Source organism: Polyangiaceae bacterium (assembly GCA_020633235.1).
In the GTDB taxonomy this organism is placed as follows: domain Bacteria; phylum Myxococcota_A; class Polyangia; order Polyangiales; family Polyangiaceae; genus JACKEA01.
In genome coordinates, this window is sequence record JACKEA010000007.1 from 168,210 (window position 1) to 182,250 (window position 14,041).

General features: G+C 64.7%; 16 protein-coding genes. 6 read left to right on the forward strand and 10 right to left on the reverse strand.

The genetic code is table 11. The features are described from left to right. Positions 1-595: 595 nt before the first annotated feature. On the reverse strand, positions 596-2,827 hold the full coding sequence (locus H6717_33955) for an NADP-dependent isocitrate dehydrogenase (protein MCB9582089.1): 2,232 nt from the start codon (positions 2,825-2,827) through the stop codon (positions 596-598). 78 nt (positions 2,828-2,905) lie between these two features. On the opposite strand from H6717_33955, the gene H6717_33960 reads away from it, so the two are divergent. Beyond that, a complete protein-coding gene (locus H6717_33960; protein MCB9582090.1) occupies positions 2,906-3,292 on the forward strand; it encodes a hypothetical protein in 387 nt (128 codons plus the stop codon). Next, on the forward strand, positions 3,289-3,657 hold the full coding sequence (locus H6717_33965; GenBank protein ID MCB9582091.1) for a hypothetical protein: 369 nt from the start codon (positions 3,289-3,291) through the stop codon (positions 3,655-3,657). Before H6717_33960 ends, H6717_33965 begins: the two co-directional genes overlap by 4 nt. Here H6717_33965 and H6717_33970 read toward each other — a convergent pair. After that, positions 3,632-4,339, reverse strand: coding sequence for a hypothetical protein (locus H6717_33970; GenBank protein ID MCB9582092.1), 708 nt, complete (start codon positions 4,337-4,339; stop codon positions 3,632-3,634). The two genes, H6717_33965 and H6717_33970, sit on opposite strands and share 26 nt — an antisense overlap. 129 nt (positions 4,340-4,468) lie before the next feature. Here H6717_33970 and H6717_33975 point away from each other — a divergent pair, with 129 nt between their 5' ends. Then, on the forward strand, positions 4,469-5,833 hold the full coding sequence (locus H6717_33975) for a hypothetical protein (protein MCB9582093.1): 1,365 nt from the start codon (positions 4,469-4,471) through the stop codon (positions 5,831-5,833). Between the two features lie 237 nt (positions 5,834-6,070). Here H6717_33975 and H6717_33980 read toward each other — a convergent pair whose 3' ends face one another. The 7 genes from H6717_33980 to H6717_34010 form a co-directional block, all read right to left on the reverse strand. Next, the gene (locus tag H6717_33980; protein ID MCB9582094.1) at positions 6,071-6,718 is read right to left on the reverse strand and encodes a hypothetical protein; all 648 of its coding nucleotides are present in this window, start codon (positions 6,716-6,718) and stop codon (positions 6,071-6,073) included. 812 nt (positions 6,719-7,530) lie between these two features. After that, positions 7,531-7,887: a hypothetical protein gene (locus tag H6717_33985; GenBank protein ID MCB9582095.1), complete on the reverse strand. Its 357-nt coding sequence runs from the start codon at positions 7,885-7,887 to the stop codon at positions 7,531-7,533. A gap of 167 nt (positions 7,888-8,054) precedes the next feature. Beyond that, complete coding sequence (locus tag H6717_33990) at positions 8,055-8,468, reverse strand: DUF4375 domain-containing protein (GenBank protein MCB9582096.1); 414 nt, start codon at positions 8,466-8,468, stop codon at positions 8,055-8,057. Positions 8,469-8,683: 215 nt separating this feature from the next. Beyond that, positions 8,684-9,043 (reverse strand): hypothetical protein, encoded by a 360-nt coding sequence (locus tag H6717_33995; protein ID MCB9582097.1) that lies wholly within the window; start codon positions 9,041-9,043, stop codon positions 8,684-8,686. A 39-nt stretch (positions 9,044-9,082) separates the two neighbouring features. Continuing rightward, positions 9,083-9,706, reverse strand: coding sequence for a DUF4304 domain-containing protein (locus H6717_34000; GenBank protein MCB9582098.1), 624 nt, complete (start codon positions 9,704-9,706; stop codon positions 9,083-9,085). A gap of 192 nt (positions 9,707-9,898) precedes the next feature. Further along, on the reverse strand, positions 9,899-10,474 hold the full coding sequence (locus H6717_34005) for an SMI1/KNR4 family protein (protein ID MCB9582099.1): 576 nt from the start codon (positions 10,472-10,474) through the stop codon (positions 9,899-9,901). A 224-nt stretch (positions 10,475-10,698) separates the two neighbouring features. Further along, positions 10,699-11,682, reverse strand: coding sequence for a hypothetical protein (locus tag H6717_34010; GenBank protein MCB9582100.1), 984 nt, complete (start codon positions 11,680-11,682; stop codon positions 10,699-10,701). 137 nt (positions 11,683-11,819) lie between these two features. On the opposite strand from H6717_34010, the gene H6717_34015 reads away from it, so the two are divergent. Together H6717_34015 and H6717_34020 are read left to right on the forward strand one after the other, a co-directional pair. Beyond that, positions 11,820-12,236 carry a hypothetical protein gene (locus tag H6717_34015; GenBank protein MCB9582101.1) on the forward strand — a complete coding sequence of 139 codons (417 nt, stop codon included), beginning with the start codon at positions 11,820-11,822 and terminating at the stop codon, positions 12,234-12,236. A gap of 328 nt (positions 12,237-12,564) precedes the next feature. After that, positions 12,565-12,840 carry a hypothetical protein gene (locus H6717_34020; GenBank protein ID MCB9582102.1) on the forward strand — a complete coding sequence of 92 codons (276 nt, stop codon included), beginning with the start codon at positions 12,565-12,567 and terminating at the stop codon, positions 12,838-12,840. Between the two features lie 118 nt (positions 12,841-12,958). Here the strand turns inward: H6717_34020 and H6717_34025 are convergent, their stop codons facing one another. Then, complete coding sequence (locus H6717_34025; protein MCB9582103.1) at positions 12,959-13,324, reverse strand: hypothetical protein; 366 nt, start codon at positions 13,322-13,324, stop codon at positions 12,959-12,961. 79 nt (positions 13,325-13,403) lie between these two features. Here H6717_34025 and H6717_34030 point away from each other — a divergent pair, with 79 nt between their 5' ends. After that, a complete protein-coding gene (locus H6717_34030; GenBank protein ID MCB9582104.1) occupies positions 13,404-14,000 on the forward strand; it encodes a hypothetical protein in 597 nt (198 codons plus the stop codon). The last annotated feature ends 41 nt before the right edge of the window (positions 14,001-14,041 follow it).

Genomic DNA, 14,041 nt, shown 5'->3' on the forward strand with positions numbered 1-14,041 from the left:
CGTGCGGCTTGTCGTGACGTCTGCGCGCTGGACCAAGAGGGTGGCGCCCGGCTTGTCGTGACGTCTGCGCGCTGGACCAAGAGGGTGGCGCCCGGCTTGTCGTGACGTCTGCGCGCTGGTGGCGCCCGGCTTGTCGTGACGTCTGCGCGCTGGACCAAGGGCGTGGGCCTTGCCGGGGTGGACCCGCGGAATTGATGGGGTCTGGGGTGCACGGAAATCGGTTTACATAGCAACTGATCTAGGCGCGTCCGAAGCCCCTGATCGTTGCATTCGACAGGGTTCGGCAGGCTCGAGAAGGGCAGAAGGGGGACGCGCGGGGGTCTTTGGCGTAGGAAAATCAGTTTACATAGCAACCGATTTGGGCGCGACCGATCCCCCCTGATCGGCGAGCTCGAGCTGGGCCGGAGAGCAAAACTCGAGCACGCCCAGGATCTGATGAGCCACGTGAGCCGGGCGCTGGAGAGAGCTGCTTCGGCGCGCCCTGGCGCTGCTCGTTCCGCGATAGTCTCCGCCCAAACGCGGGACGCCACGATGGCGGTCCGCCGCGCGGTTTCCGCGGCGGACCAACATAACCTCGCTCCAGGCAGTTGCTGCGTCAGGATAGCGCGGCGATGGCGTCGTTGAAGGCCTTGCTCGGGCGCATGGCCTGCTCCGCCCGCTCGCGGCTCGGCAGGTAGTAGCCGCCGATGTCCGCGGGCTTGCCCTGCACGGCGTTGAGCTCGGCCACGATCTGCTGCTCGCCGTCCGCCAGCGCCTTGGCCAAGGGCGCGAAGCGCTTGGACAGCTCCGCGCTGTCTTTCTGATCCGCGAGCGCGCGGGCCCAGTACAGCGTGAGGTAGAACTGGCTGCCGCGGTTATCGAGCTCGCCGCACTTGCGCGACGGCGACTTGGCGTTCTCGAGCAGATCTTCCGTGGCCTTCTCCAGCGCGGCGCCCATCACGGCGGCGCCCTGGTTCTTGGCGGCCTCGCTCAGGTGCTCGAGGCTCGCGGCCAGCGCCATGAACTCGCCCAGGGAGTCCCAGCGCAGGTGGTTCTCTTCCATGAACTGCTGCACGTGCTTGGGGGCCGAGCCGCCGGCGCCGGTCTCGAACAAGCCGCCGCCCGCCATCAACGGCACGATGGACAGCATCTTGGCGCTAGTACCCACCTCCAAGATGGGGAACAGATCCGTGAGGTAATCGCGGAGCACGTTGCCCGTCACGCTGATGGTGTCCTTGCCCTCCTTGATGCGCTCGAGGGAGAAGCGCGTGGCGGCCTCCGGCGCCATGATCTCGATCTGGAGCCCCTGGGTGTCGTGCTCCGGGAGGTACGCCTTCACCTTCTTGATCAGCTCCGCATCGTGAGCGCGGGTCTCGTCCAGCCAGAACACCGCCGGCGTGTTCTGGGCACGCGCGCGGGTGACGGCGAGCTTCACCCAGTCGCGAATGGGCGCGTCCTTCGCTTGGCACATGCGCCAGATGTCACCGGCCTCCACCGCGTGCTCGAAGATCACCGTGCCGGCGTCGTCCACCACGCACACGGTGCCCGCGGCGCCGATCTCGAAGGTCTTGTCGTGGGAGCCGTATTCCTCGGCCTTTTGCGCCATCAGGCCCACGTTGGAGACGCTGCCCATGGTGCGGGGATCGAACGCGCCATGCTGCTTGCAGAAGTCGATCACCTCCGCATACACGCCGGCGTAGCTGTGGTCGGGGATCACCGCCAGCGTGTCTTGCTGCTTGCCGGCCTTGTTCCACATCTGACCGGAGGTGCGGATCATCGCGGGCATGCTCGCATCCACGATCACGTCGCTCGGTACGTGCAGGTTGGTGATGCCCTTGTCGCTGTTCACCATCGCCACGTCCGGACGGCTGGCGTAGGCGGCGTCGATGTCCGCCTGGATCGCCTTCTGCTGATCCGCGGGCAACGTGCCAATGGTGGCGAGCACACTGGCCCAGCCTTCGTTGGGGTTGGCGCCGGCCTGCTCCAGCGTGGCGCCGTGCTTCTCGAATACGTTCTTGAAGAACACGCGCACCGCGTGGCCGAACAGCACCGGGTCCGACACCTTCATCATGGTGGCCTTCAGGTGCAGCGAGAACAGCACGCCCTGCTTCTTGGCTTCCTGCATCTGCTGCTCGAGGAACGCATCGAGCGCCTTCACGCTCAGGGTGGTGGCATCCACCACTTCGCCCTCGAGCACGGCGATCTTCTCCTTGAGCACCTGGGTCCTGCCGTCTTTCTGGCGAAGCTCCACCCGCAGGCTGCCGGCCTTGGGCAACGTCGCGGACTTCTCGTTCGAGCGAAAATCGTCGGCCGCCATGGTGCCCACGGAGGTCTTGGACGCGCTCGTCCAGGCGCCCATGGAGTGCGGGTGCTTCTGCGCGTACTGCTTCACCGCCCGCGGCGCGCGGCGGTCCGAATTGCCTTCGCGCAGCACCGGGTTCACCGCGCTGCCCTTGACCTTGTCGTAGCGCGCCTTGATCTCCCGCTGCTTGTCGTCCTTGGGCTCGTCGGGGTAATCCGGCAGCGCGTAGCCCTTACCCTGCAGCTCCTTCACCGCCGCCTTCAGCTGCGGGATGGACGCGCTGATGTTCGGCAGCTTGATGATGTTGGCCTCCGGCCGCTGCGCCAGCGCACCGAGCTCCGTCAGCGCATCCGCCACTCGCTGCTCTTCCTTCAGGTAGTCCGGAAACAGCGCCAAGATGCGCCCCGTCAGGGAGATGTCCCGAGACTCCACCGGAACGCCGCACACGCCCGCAAAGGCCTGGATGATCGGCAAGAAGGAGTAGGTCGCCAAGGCCGGGGCTTCGTCGGTGTGGGTGTAGATGATGCGGTACTTCGTGTCGGTCATGGGTCCTCGGATCTCCTGAATCGGGCCATCCCAATTACGACTTTCGGAGAGCGGTGTCGACCGGCTAACGTTCGCCGCATGATCGACCACGGGGCGCACCGCGCGGGCGCGTTCTTCGCTGCCTTGGCGCTGTGCACCTCGTGCGCCGTGAAGCAGGTCGAATCGCGCGCCACCTCGGTTACGGAGCAACGTCCGCTGTACAGCGGGCGGGTTCGGGTCAAGGCCACCACCATTCCGAAGGGGGCGCGGCAGATCGCCGTCGTGCAAGCCTGGGGAGAGGTCAGCCTGGTGCCCGTGGTCCAAGAGCTGACGATGAAAGCGCGCTCGGTGGGCGCGAACTTCGTCAAGGTGGACGCGATCTACACGCGCTACCTCGAGCACGTGAGGACCACCGACCACACGACCTACGAGGAGGCGCGTCTCGTCGTGGTGGGCCGCGCCTTCTGGGTGGAGGAAGAGAAGTGACGCGCTGGCAACCGTGGGCCCTGGCGCTCATACTGCTGCTCTCGGCGTGCCGGCAGCAACAGGCCGCAAGCGGCATTCGCGTGATGACGGGAAAGCGAAGCGCGGCCTACAAGGGCCCGGTGGCGGTGTACTTGGGTGGGCAGAGCTATCCCGAGCCCTACGAAGAAGTCGCCATCATCCGATTCAGCGCGGCTCGCCTGCCGCAGGGTCGCTTGGTATCGGGGCTCATGGCCGAAGCGCGGAAGGTCGGCGCCAACGCCGTCATCCAGGTGCGTCTCGACTGGGGCAAAGAGCACTCGAGCGCGAGCGGCATCGCCGTACGCTATGGCGCCCCCCCGGCTATAGCGCCTGCGCCACGGCCCTGAGCACGGCCGCGCCGTCGCTCTCCACCACGTTGCCGTGGCCCGGAATCAGCCGCACCACGTCGTCCGTGGCCAGGCGCTCGAGATGCGCGCGGAGCGCGCGCTTGTCCTTCACGACGAACAGCTTGCCGATGCGCGTCACCTTCGGCCCGCCGGTGGAGCCCATCAGCTTCAGCACGAAGCCCTGCCCGCCCGGCAGGTGCGGCGCGTTGAACAGCACGTCGTTGAACACCAGCGTGACGCCGTCCTTCGAGCGCACTCGCATCACGCCCTCGGCCTCCTTCACGCCATCGAGATGCTCGAAGCTCACGCTGTCGTCCGCCGTGCAGGACTCGTAGTCCGCGTCCACCGCCACGACCTCTTCCACCTTCTTCCGCGACCCCCGCGGGCACACCACCTGCGCCTTCGGGTAACGCTGCTTGAACATCGGCGCGTCCAAGCGGTGCCAGCCGTTCGGCACCACGAGGGTGTCCACCGTGCCCCACGCGTCAATGGCGTCCATCAGCGCGTCCTCCAGCGCCATCGCGCTGTGCACCACCACGCCACCATCCGCGCGCTTGGCCAACGTCATGCGCCGTTTGAGGGGCATACTCGGCAGCGCTCCCTCGATGGTCCACAAGTTCTCCGCGAGCTTCTCGAGCTCGCCGTGCTCCATGGGGTTCCAGTGGTCGAATGCCTTGGCCATGGCGCACACTCCCCCCGCCACCGCCCTCCTTCAAGCATCATCTTGTCGCTGCGCCGCGGAACCACGCGGCCGCGCGGCGCGCCCCGTTTACGCCCCACCACGACCGGCGATTGCGAGTAGCCTGACATCGTGTTCGCAAGTCCGTGGGGGCGCCTTGGCGTCACGGTTGGGCTGGCCAGCGTCACCCAAGCGCTGTTCCACATTCCCATCATGGGCATTGACGCGCGCTCCGTTGCGGGGCTCGGAGGCCAGCTCCTGAACCTCTCGGTGGGCGCGCTGGGCATCCTGCCCATCATCAACGCGTTCCTGATCGTCGAGATCGGAGCGCTGCTGAAGTCACGCTGGCGCGAGATTCGAGTGTCCGGAGCGCAAGGTCGTGCTCGCATGACGCGGGTCGCGCGCGGCGTGGCGCTGGTGCTGGCGGCGGCGCAGTCGTTCGGCCTGTGTCTGTACCTGGAGGGGATCTCCCCCTGGGTGGCCCCTGCGGTCTCGAACCCCGGATGGGAGTTCCGGGCCACGACCATGATCACCCTCGTCGGCGCAACGGCGCTGCTCATGGTCATCGCCGATGCCATTGGCCGATTCGGAGTTGGCAACGGCTACTCCGTGCTCATCGCCGTCGGCATCTGCGGCCAGCTCTGGCGCACATTGGGGGAAGCCCTCGATCACGGGCCCCAGGCGCTGGTCAAGAACGTCGTCGTGCTGTTGGCCATCGTGTTCGTTGTGGCGCGACTGCTGCCCCCGCGTCGGCCAAAACAGAGGACCGCCGATGGGGATCCGTACCGAACCGCATCCCCGAAACCGCCCAGCCCCCATCCCATCGTTCGGCCGCTACCCTCCGGCACCCTGCCGCTGACCGACGTCGCAGCAGTCCTCATCTGGATTTCCAGCATTCCCGTACTGCTCGGAGATGGAGAGCCCACCACCGCCCTCGCCGTCGGAGCCCCGAGCTTCGAGGCTTGGGGCGCATGGCTCGTCGTGGGCCTCACGCTGCTCTTCGCCGTGCTGTTCCATTCGCCACGCCGCATCGCCGAGCTGCGGGCGAAGGTCCTGGGCTTCGAGGACGCGGGGGCCGTGGTTGCCAAAGCCAAGCGGCGCTGGGTGCCTCAGGTCATCGTTGCCGTCTTGGCCCTGACCGGCGCCTGGTGGGTCCAGAACTGGCTCTGGCGCACGGACGAGCTCCGCGTCGAGCTGCTCGAGGGGGTCGTGCTGGCTGCCGTGCTGCTCGACATCTTCCACGAGATGCGCGCGCGCCGCCTGCTGAACGACGCCGTGGTCGTCGGTGAGCTACATCGCATCTACGCGCTGGACGTGGCGCTGGCGCTGCTCGAACGCGAAGGCATCCAGGCGGCACCGCGCACCGTGTTCCATCGCACGCTGCTACAGTTCTTCGGTCCCTATCTGCCGCTCCAGCTCCTGGTCCCGAGGCGGGACGCGAAGCGCGCTCGCAAGCTCCTCCGGCGCGTCACCGGCCGCCCACGGCACAGACGCTGAGCCCTCGGCTACTCGCACGTTTGCGGAGTCACACTGAGCCCTCGGCTACTTCGGACGGGCGCCGCCTACACGCTGAGCCCTCGGCTACTTCGGACGCGCGCCGCGTACACGCTGAGGCCTCGGCCACTCGGGCACGGCGTACACGCTGAGGCCTCGGCCTACTTCGGACGGGCGCCGCGTACACGCTGAGGCCACCGCTACTTCCGCCGCACGCAACACAGACGCTGAGCCCTCGGCCTACTTCGGACGGGCGCCCTTCGTCACACGCCGACTTTCGATGCGAAGCCCGTGGTCCCCGCGCGGCGCGAAGACAATCGTCTCGGACCACGCTGCGGTGCTGCCGCCGGGTCCGTCCGTGTGCACGGCCGCGTAGCTCACCACGATGTCACGCCCGTCATGGCTCAGGCGGAGCTCGTCGAAAGTCGTCTGCGAAAAGGCCGTGGTCGGGATCTTCGCGCAGCTCGACGGCGCGTCGTCCCCCAGCCAGCCCATGACCAGCACGCGGTGCTTCTCTCCGCATTGCTCTCCAAGTCCCAGGGCGTCCGTCAGGGCGCAGCGCATGCTCCCCGCTTGTCCGTCGGCGGTGGGCGCCCTGGTCCACTCGCAGTTGGACCCGATCGTGGTCGCCAAATACGCCACGGCCGCACGCTCCGCGTCGCGCAGCCCCGCGATCCCGTCGCGGTCCAGCGTCAGGGTATCCCCCTGTCGCCACACCAGCCGTCGCGGCCCGGACGCCGTCGTCGTCGCGGTCACGGACGCCGTCGTCGTCGCGGTCACGGACGCCGTCGTCGTCGCGGTCACGGACGCCCGGAGCGTCACCTCGCTCGGCACGCCGCGGTCACACGCGGCCAGCAACAGCACCCACGGAATCGTCGCCCCACGCATCGCCCCCACTACACGGAACCGTGACAACGACCTTCAGCGGAAAACCACCGCCGTGTTTCGCCGCAGTAGCTCGTCACTCCACACGGGCTGCGCAAAGTCATGGGATGATGCAGGGCATCGCGTCACGGCATGTCAGGAAGGATTCCGAGACTGTCCAGCCAGTCTCTGGCGTGCTGCCAGCTCGGGAATTCCTTCTGCCGGTCGCGGAAACAAACCACGCCCGACGGCGGTGGTCCGTCCACAACAATGAGGAACACGTGGCCGGATCGAAGGATCCGAGCGCTGCACCCGGCATCGATTCTGATCACGCACCTCGGCCTGCTGGATAGCCATGGCTCGTCAGGGGTCACGACGCCCTGCGCCCGACTCCAAGGGAAGCCTGGCTAACGTCCTGCCATTCAGCTGCGGGTGCAAGAGGTTGGCCGAAGGCCGACCCTTGAGGCCGGCAGGCAGGAAGCGCTCGCTAGCCGGCAGTCTCGAGCCGTTCCCGCGAACATCGTTGCGTCGTGATCGTCCTGGCCGGCAGATCTCGAAACCATCTCGACGGTCCAGCGTGAGGTAGCGACAACATAGGCATGCATGTCGAACGCCCTCGGCTGGCTCGGCGGACACCGACCCATGCTCGAGAACTTCACAGTACTTTCGAAACCGCCGGAGTCGCGCTTCACGCTTGTTAGTCATTGGGGCCAGCGGCATCAGCTTGCGACAACCGAGCCCGTGGTACGCCACCACGGCCGATACGCACCGGCCAGCAGATCACCACGGGCGCGGCCGGCTGCTGCAACTGCTTGTTAGGCGGCGGTGCAAACTCGCTAGCGGCGGAAACGCTCAAGCGCTTCGAGTTCGTGTCGGACACGCACGGCGTACTCGGAATCGAGGCCGCAGAGTTCATCAAAAGCCTGTCCGGCGGAAGTCGATGGATCGAGAAATGCGCTCAGCAAGACGTGCGCGCGCTCGATGTGACGCTGCAGTCGCTCGAGGTCACCGGGCCACATGTATGACACCCCGAGGACGCCGAGCAGGTACGCGCCTGCTCGCACAGAATCAATGTCGTGGCAGTCGGAGAGGGCTCGCTCAAGCGCAGAATCAACTTGAGCACCGTCCAGCGCGTCATGAAAGAACTGCGCGGCCTTGTCTGTATCCCACGCGTTGGGGCCCCAGGTTCCCACGTCTGCCTAGCCTACTGCCCCTGAGCAGCGGCCGCACCAACAACGCACGGCGCATCAGCTTCCGATGACCGAGCCCGCGGCATTCCACCACGGGCGAGGGGCACTAGCCAGCAGGTCACCACTAGGCGCGGCCGACTGCTGCAACTGCTTGTTAGGCGGCCTTGCCCTCAGGCGCTGTGATGCTCCAGCAGGGCTCGGAGGACTTCAAGGTGGAGTTCGGCATACCGCTCAAGCAGTTCGTAGACCGCTTCAGAAGAACGGTCGTAGATGTAGAGCGCACGCTCGTGTGCCTGGAGAGCGTCCGACATCTTCGCGGCGGCCTCTCCGTGCGTCTCGCGGAAGGAGGAGATTGTATATTCCGCCACTCCGTCAAAGTCGGCCCGGAGGTCTGCATGCGTGACGCCGTGTTGCTGCATGACTTGTCGAACTTGCCGGAGGATGGCGGCGGTCTTGATGGCACCGATTGCTTCGAAAGCATCGATAATCTCGGGAAGAAACTCACCGCTTGAGTTCTCTAGAAACCCAGAGAGGCCCTCCATTTCCACATCCGTCCCAAACGCGAGAATGAGAAGGACGGTCATCGCGGGTTCCGAAAGCGATCGCGCCCGCCAAGCGTCGAAAAGCGGCGGCCTCCACATCTGAACTGACAGATCGGATAGCACTTCCGAAGACTCGGTGCGCATGTCGTGTCCGCCCAACGTCCTGCGGTCTAGCTACGGCTACGGCCGCAAGAGGGAGGGCGAAGCCGACCGTGCGTCGGCTGCAACCGCTTGTTAGGCGGCGCGTAGCCACTCAACTAGGCCTCGTCGTAGAATTCGCCATCGTCGCCTTGAACGCGCGCTGCGAGAACTTCAGCGACGACGCACATCTTGCGTAGAATCTCGTCGTCAGGATTCTTCACAACAATGCAACCCTGGCGATAGTCGAACCAGGCCTGACCGCCGCCCTCACCAGCGCGGCTGTACTTCGTCCAAACTGCGAGGCCCTCGTTGACATAGCAGACGCTATCGCCGGACGTCGTCGTAGCCGAAGCCTCGCCGTCCAGCCGCATTTCAGGGTCGCGTGAAATGTAGTCCAACCAGTCTGAGAGTGGGATGGGGTTGTCAGGGCCATCAAACCACTGGTCGGCGCGAGTGATGTGCACGTCGTAGCCCATGCTAGTCCGCCTAACGTACCGCCAGTTAGACGGTGCCGGCTAGGCAATGGCGGTCCCGTCAAGAATGGCCTCAAGTCGTCGTTTCAAGAAGGTCGCCGCTCCTGCGTGGCGGAGGCCGACCAGCGCGTAGGCTCTTGCGGTTTCCCGGTCGGCAAGATGCAACGACGTGCGCGCCATGACTAGCGCAGCGCCCGAGATGTTTGTTCGGCCCGGCAGGCCCGCCAGGTTGCCGCTGTCGAGTTGTTCTGGCGACACAGTTTCGAGTCCGCCCGGGAAGTCGGCCCATCGACCGAACGCCGGAGCGCCGACTTTGACGTACGTCTCTGTCAGGTGGCGGACCGAGGCGACCGCATCGTCACCGGTTTCACCGTAGCTCCACCAGAAATCGTGGTGTCCTTCGGGCGCGAGACGCCAACGGAATTCGCAATCGTATGCGGTGATCCTCTTCGGATCGGGCGGCCTCTCCAGCGCGTCGGGAAGGAACATGAAATGTATGCCGAGTTCGACGCATGCACTGCCGCCACCGCGAGCCCCCTGAACTACGATTGCGTGCGCAACGTCACCGAGAACGCGCCGAAACTTCGTGCCCGAACCGCGAAAGCCGTCCGCACGGAGAACTGGCGCAAACACGTCGCGCGCTGCAGTCAGAAACTCCGCCCTCATGCATCCGCCTAACGAACTTGGCGTTCAGCTGCGAGCGCCAAGAACAACATGACCGGATGGTAGCACGCTGCAGGCGCGTGGCTGCACCGAGACCATCGAACGATGGTCGGTGCAGATCCCACGCGCGGGACGGAACAAGTTCAACCGGTGGCAAAGCCGGCGCTCGTCAGCTGCAACGGCCTGTGGGCGGCGCTAGGGTTCGAGGGCACAGTTGTCCCACCAGTAGGTGAGAAGCTCGCCGACACTGTTTCCAATTCGCTCAGGACCGGCAATGGGATCGCACCAAAGATACTCGGGCCCGTCGGTATCGAGCACGACGAATCCGGCGAAGTCATCAGCGTCGGACAACACGAGAGCAGCCGTTGGCGGTACCTTGAAGATGTACGCGAACGGAGCGGATACGACGTCATGCCAGCGTTCAAGCGGAAGTAGTCTAAAATACGAGTGTCGCGTCTCAAGATCGGCCCAAAGTTGAACGCCGTTGGCGAGCAGCAAGAATCGACGGAGGTCGTCCGGCAGCGGGAAGCGCAGGAAGCGGTTCTGCCAAGCGTCGAGGTCGGTTAACCGGATGCCGGGTTCCACGAGGTGGCCGTAGCGAAACTTGCGGCGCTCTGTTTTAACATCGGGGTGCCGTAGAAAGTCCTGGAGCGTGACTGGCTGGACCCCGTTGACTGGCCCAAGTGCGTCGAGGTCTGAAACGCAAACTTCTTGCTCGACCTCAACGGCGTCCTGGGATGCGGCCAGCTGCAGAAACTCTTCGGCGGTCACTAATCAAAACGCGGACAGGCGTCCGCCCAACGGTACAGGTGTTGAGCTGCGAAGGCCAAAAGCAACGTGACCCGATGGTACCACGCCATCAGGCAGGTGACCGCGCAGCGAAGCCACCTGCTGGGCGAGGACGGTCAACAGGAAGCCTGGCGAGGCCTTCGTCTGCTCCAACACCGTGTTAGGCGGCGCTGGCGCCGGTTCGGAACCACGGTTGCTCCGAGCTCTCAGCATTCCCGCAAATCCGCGACGAGCTGAGGTTCATGCAGAGCTTGTCGGAGTACCACCGACGTCGCGCGTCGCAGAAAACGTGTTGCATGCTCGAGATCGAGGAGAAGCGAAAAATCTTTCGCGAAGTCGGGCTTGCGACCATGAGCGATCGAACTTCTAACGCCATAGAATTTCGTCCACACCGTGTCCGGTCGCGCCTGGCCGAAGTAGTCGACGTAGGGGGGTGGCCTCGGACTCCTTCGTCCGAGCAGGTGCATCTTCCGGATAACCTGTCGTGTCAGGGAGTCAGCCGGGTCAGACGGCTTCGGATCATGAGTGAGCAAGGACTCGATGATGGTGAAGAGGCCAACATAGCGAAGCGCCGAATGGCGTTCGAGTTCTAGGATTTCGCCAAACTGGCGCACGGGACTGCGAAGGTCGAGGTCGTCGTGGTTGAAGTTGATCCATTTTTCAAAAAGACCTCGGAGCTCGGACAGGTGGTCGTCGTCCAACGCGAGGAAGCGCTGGTCAGGCTCAGGGTCATCCAGCGCACGATCAAGTCCCCGGTTGGTTCCAAGGCCGGTTGCGCCGGCGCCATTCCCTGCATGAAAGCCCAGCTCCAAGGGTGAGAACGTGAAGAAGGACGCTTCCACAAGCGCATGGGTTCTGATGTTGCCACCCGTGTGATCGACAACGACGTACCGCCACCGATCTGGGGGCAAAGTTGAGACAGTGATCGTTTCGACTCCGGGCTCGGATTGTTCACGCCCGGTTACCTCAGTTTCGAACGGATTTCGCTGACATGCGGGATAGTAGAACGCGATTGCTTGCCGGATCTCCTCCGCTTCGACCTGGGAGGCTTTCCTAACAATGAGATCGGTCGACACTTCGAATCGGTCATCTTGAACGCTGCTCACGTTCGCCAAAAGTGCATACCCAGACGGTGGCAGCGCTTTGAAACGCTCCACGATGGAGTCGGCCAGGTCGCGGGGAAACGACATTCAAACGTCTGCCTAACGAATCGAAATTCAGCTGCGGAGGCGCAGCCAAACCCAACCGGATGGTACCACTTCACAGGCACACGGGCTGCGCGAACGGAGTTGATGCTGTTCACGCAGAAACCCTTGTGCGGGACGGAATGACAGCAGCAGTCGACAAGACCGCCTTCGTCAGCTGCAATTTCATGTTAGGCGGCGTCGTTCCGGTTGCGCGGAGCCCGAAAGTACAGCGCGACCGCGACGATGGTCGGCGGAAAGAACGACAGAAATCCCAGAGCGGAGAAGTTCATTGCTTCGGAGATCGTCTCGCCGAGAATGCGCGCCTTCTGCGATGGATCAATCGGTTCGCCACCCACGGCACTCCGACCCTGCAAGAAGCCAAAGCAGGCGCCACCGGGGAGAGAGAGCACGAGAAGCGCGATGCATGCGAGCAGCAGGCGACCGAGGCGTTTGCGAGGGCCAACTGCCCGGCGGGCGGCGACTGCGAGAGCCATGAGCCCAGCGTTGATCAGGACTATCAGGACAATCCAAAAGACCGGATGCATCGGTCCGCCTAACTACCATTCTACCGCAAGCCGCTTGCTCGATAACGCGAACCGTAACGAAGTCATTCCGCGGTCTTGTGGACGCATTATCCGGTTATGCAGCGCGACATAACGCGATTATGCGTGCGGGCGTTGGGACCTCTCGAGCGCGCGCAGCCCGGAGGGCGAGCACGCGCTGGAGGGACCCTGCCGCGCGCAGCCCGAAGGGCGAGCACGGCAGGCCGCGCCCCGCCGCCCCCCGCGTCAAAGGTGTCGTGTCGCACGCGACTCGGCCGGTGATACGCTGGGCGGGTCCATGAAGCCGACGACGGATCTGGCGTGCTCTGGGTGCGGTGGGCCGTTGACGGTCGCCGGCAACGACGTGCGCGTCGCGTGCCCGTTCTGCGGCGCGATGAACGACATCGCGTCGGAAGGCACCGTGCGCGTCGCGAAGAAGCTGGAGCAGCTGGGGATCCGTGTCCCGGAGCGACCGATGTCGGTGTCCGACATCGAAGCGGACTTTGCGCGCAAGGCCGCCGAGGAACGCCAGAAGCGCCGCACGGCGATCTTCGTCGCGCCGGTCCTGACCGCCGTCTTCCTCGTCATTCTGTTCGTCGTCCTGTTGGCCGCCTCCTGATCAGGCCGTTGGGACCTCTCTCGCGCGCGCAGCCCGGAGGGCGAGCACGCGCTTGACTGTCGGGGCGGCGCGGGAACTTCGCGTAGCGCTGGCGGTCGTGCCTGATGGCCAGCCGGCGCTATTGCGGGTCGAGCTTGAACTCCACATGTACGGTTTCGACGTGACAAGCGTCGCTGTCGTCGACAACCACCGTTTTCTTGGATGATTGGTAGCCGGGCGCCGAGATTGTGACTTCGTAGGTGCCGAGGCGCTCGCCAACGCCGTTGCAGGAACACGTTGGAGAGTCAAAACAGGTGAGGTCTTCCTGATATGGACCGTCCTGCGCGACACCCGAAGCGTTGCAAATCTCGGCGCCAGTGTTTGCGTCACGCACGTGGGCAACGATCGACCAGCGGACCGCAGCGTCGCAGTCGGATCCACACGCGTTCAGAACCGAAAGACACAGTGCGGCAGTGGCGATGCTGCGGAGCTCGAGCGCAAGCATATCGGGCTAGCGTACCGCTGCTCAGGCGCGGCCGCACCGGGAGGTTGTACTCCCCAATGCCGGGTGGCATGTTTGATCCATGAAGCACCAGCGCCTCCTCGCCGCGGGCTTCACACTGCTTGCCCTCGCGATGGCCTGTGGTGGGTCGACGAACGACTCAGATGGGGCAGCGGCAAGTTGCACCACGGCACCGTGCGGCGGTGATCTGGTTGGAACTTGGGTCGCCCAGGAGGCCTGCGCCTCCGGAAGCTACATCGCTACGATCGCGGGCTGCGCCTCGACCACGGTCACTCTTTCCGAATTCGTGACCAGCGGTACACTCACGTTCAACGGCGACGGGACATGGAATGACTCGCTGAACGAGAGCTTCGCCGCGCGCGAGGAGTTTCCTGCGTCCTGCTTGACGGCGGCAGAATGCACGCAGCGCGAAGCAAGCTTGGCTTCGCAGCTTGGAATCACCGGTGCGAGCTGTGAGTTTGGTAGCACCTGCGTCTGCGATTACGTCAGCGTCGTCAGCGTGGAGAAATCCGGGAGCTTCGAGACGAGCGGCTCGTCCGTTACCTTCGTGGGTCCGGGCCAGCCCGACACCGAAGGCTATTGCGTTACAGGAAACACGCTCACGTTGCAGCTCGGCACGAAAGGACTGAACGCAGCGGTTCTGTTCGAGCGTCAGTGACTCCCTAGCTGTGAACCGACCATGCCCCGCTGTGCGGCTGA

What these genes read in the sequence shown, in the direction of transcription:
- H6717_33955 (MCB9582089.1), bottom strand. Translation starts at nt 2,827, where the DNA reads ATGACCGACACGAAGTACCGCATCATCTACACCCACACCGACGAAGCC.
- H6717_33960 (MCB9582090.1), top strand. Translation starts at nt 2,906, where the DNA reads ATGATCGACCACGGGGCGCACCGCGCGGGCGCGTTCTTCGCTGCCTTG.
- H6717_33970 (MCB9582092.1), bottom strand. Translation starts at nt 4,339, where the DNA reads ATGGCCAAGGCATTCGACCACTGGAACCCCATGGAGCACGGCGAGCTC.
- H6717_33980 (MCB9582094.1), bottom strand. Translation starts at nt 6,718, where the DNA reads ATGCGTGGGGCGACGATTCCGTGGGTGCTGTTGCTGGCCGCGTGTGAC.
- H6717_33990 (MCB9582096.1), bottom strand. Translation starts at nt 8,468, where the DNA reads ATGACCGTCCTTCTCATTCTCGCGTTTGGGACGGATGTGGAAATGGAG.
- H6717_33995 (MCB9582097.1), bottom strand. Translation starts at nt 9,043, where the DNA reads ATGGGCTACGACGTGCACATCACTCGCGCCGACCAGTGGTTTGATGGC.
- H6717_34000 (MCB9582098.1), bottom strand. Translation starts at nt 9,706, where the DNA reads ATGAGGGCGGAGTTTCTGACTGCAGCGCGCGACGTGTTTGCGCCAGTT.
- H6717_34010 (MCB9582100.1), bottom strand. Translation starts at nt 11,682, where the DNA reads ATGTCGTTTCCCCGCGACCTGGCCGACTCCATCGTGGAGCGTTTCAAA.
- H6717_34015 (MCB9582101.1), top strand. Translation starts at nt 11,820, where the DNA reads ATGACAGCAGCAGTCGACAAGACCGCCTTCGTCAGCTGCAATTTCATG.
- H6717_34025 (MCB9582103.1), bottom strand. Translation starts at nt 13,324, where the DNA reads ATGCTTGCGCTCGAGCTCCGCAGCATCGCCACTGCCGCACTGTGTCTT.
- H6717_34030 (MCB9582104.1), top strand. Translation starts at nt 13,404, where the DNA reads ATGAAGCACCAGCGCCTCCTCGCCGCGGGCTTCACACTGCTTGCCCTC.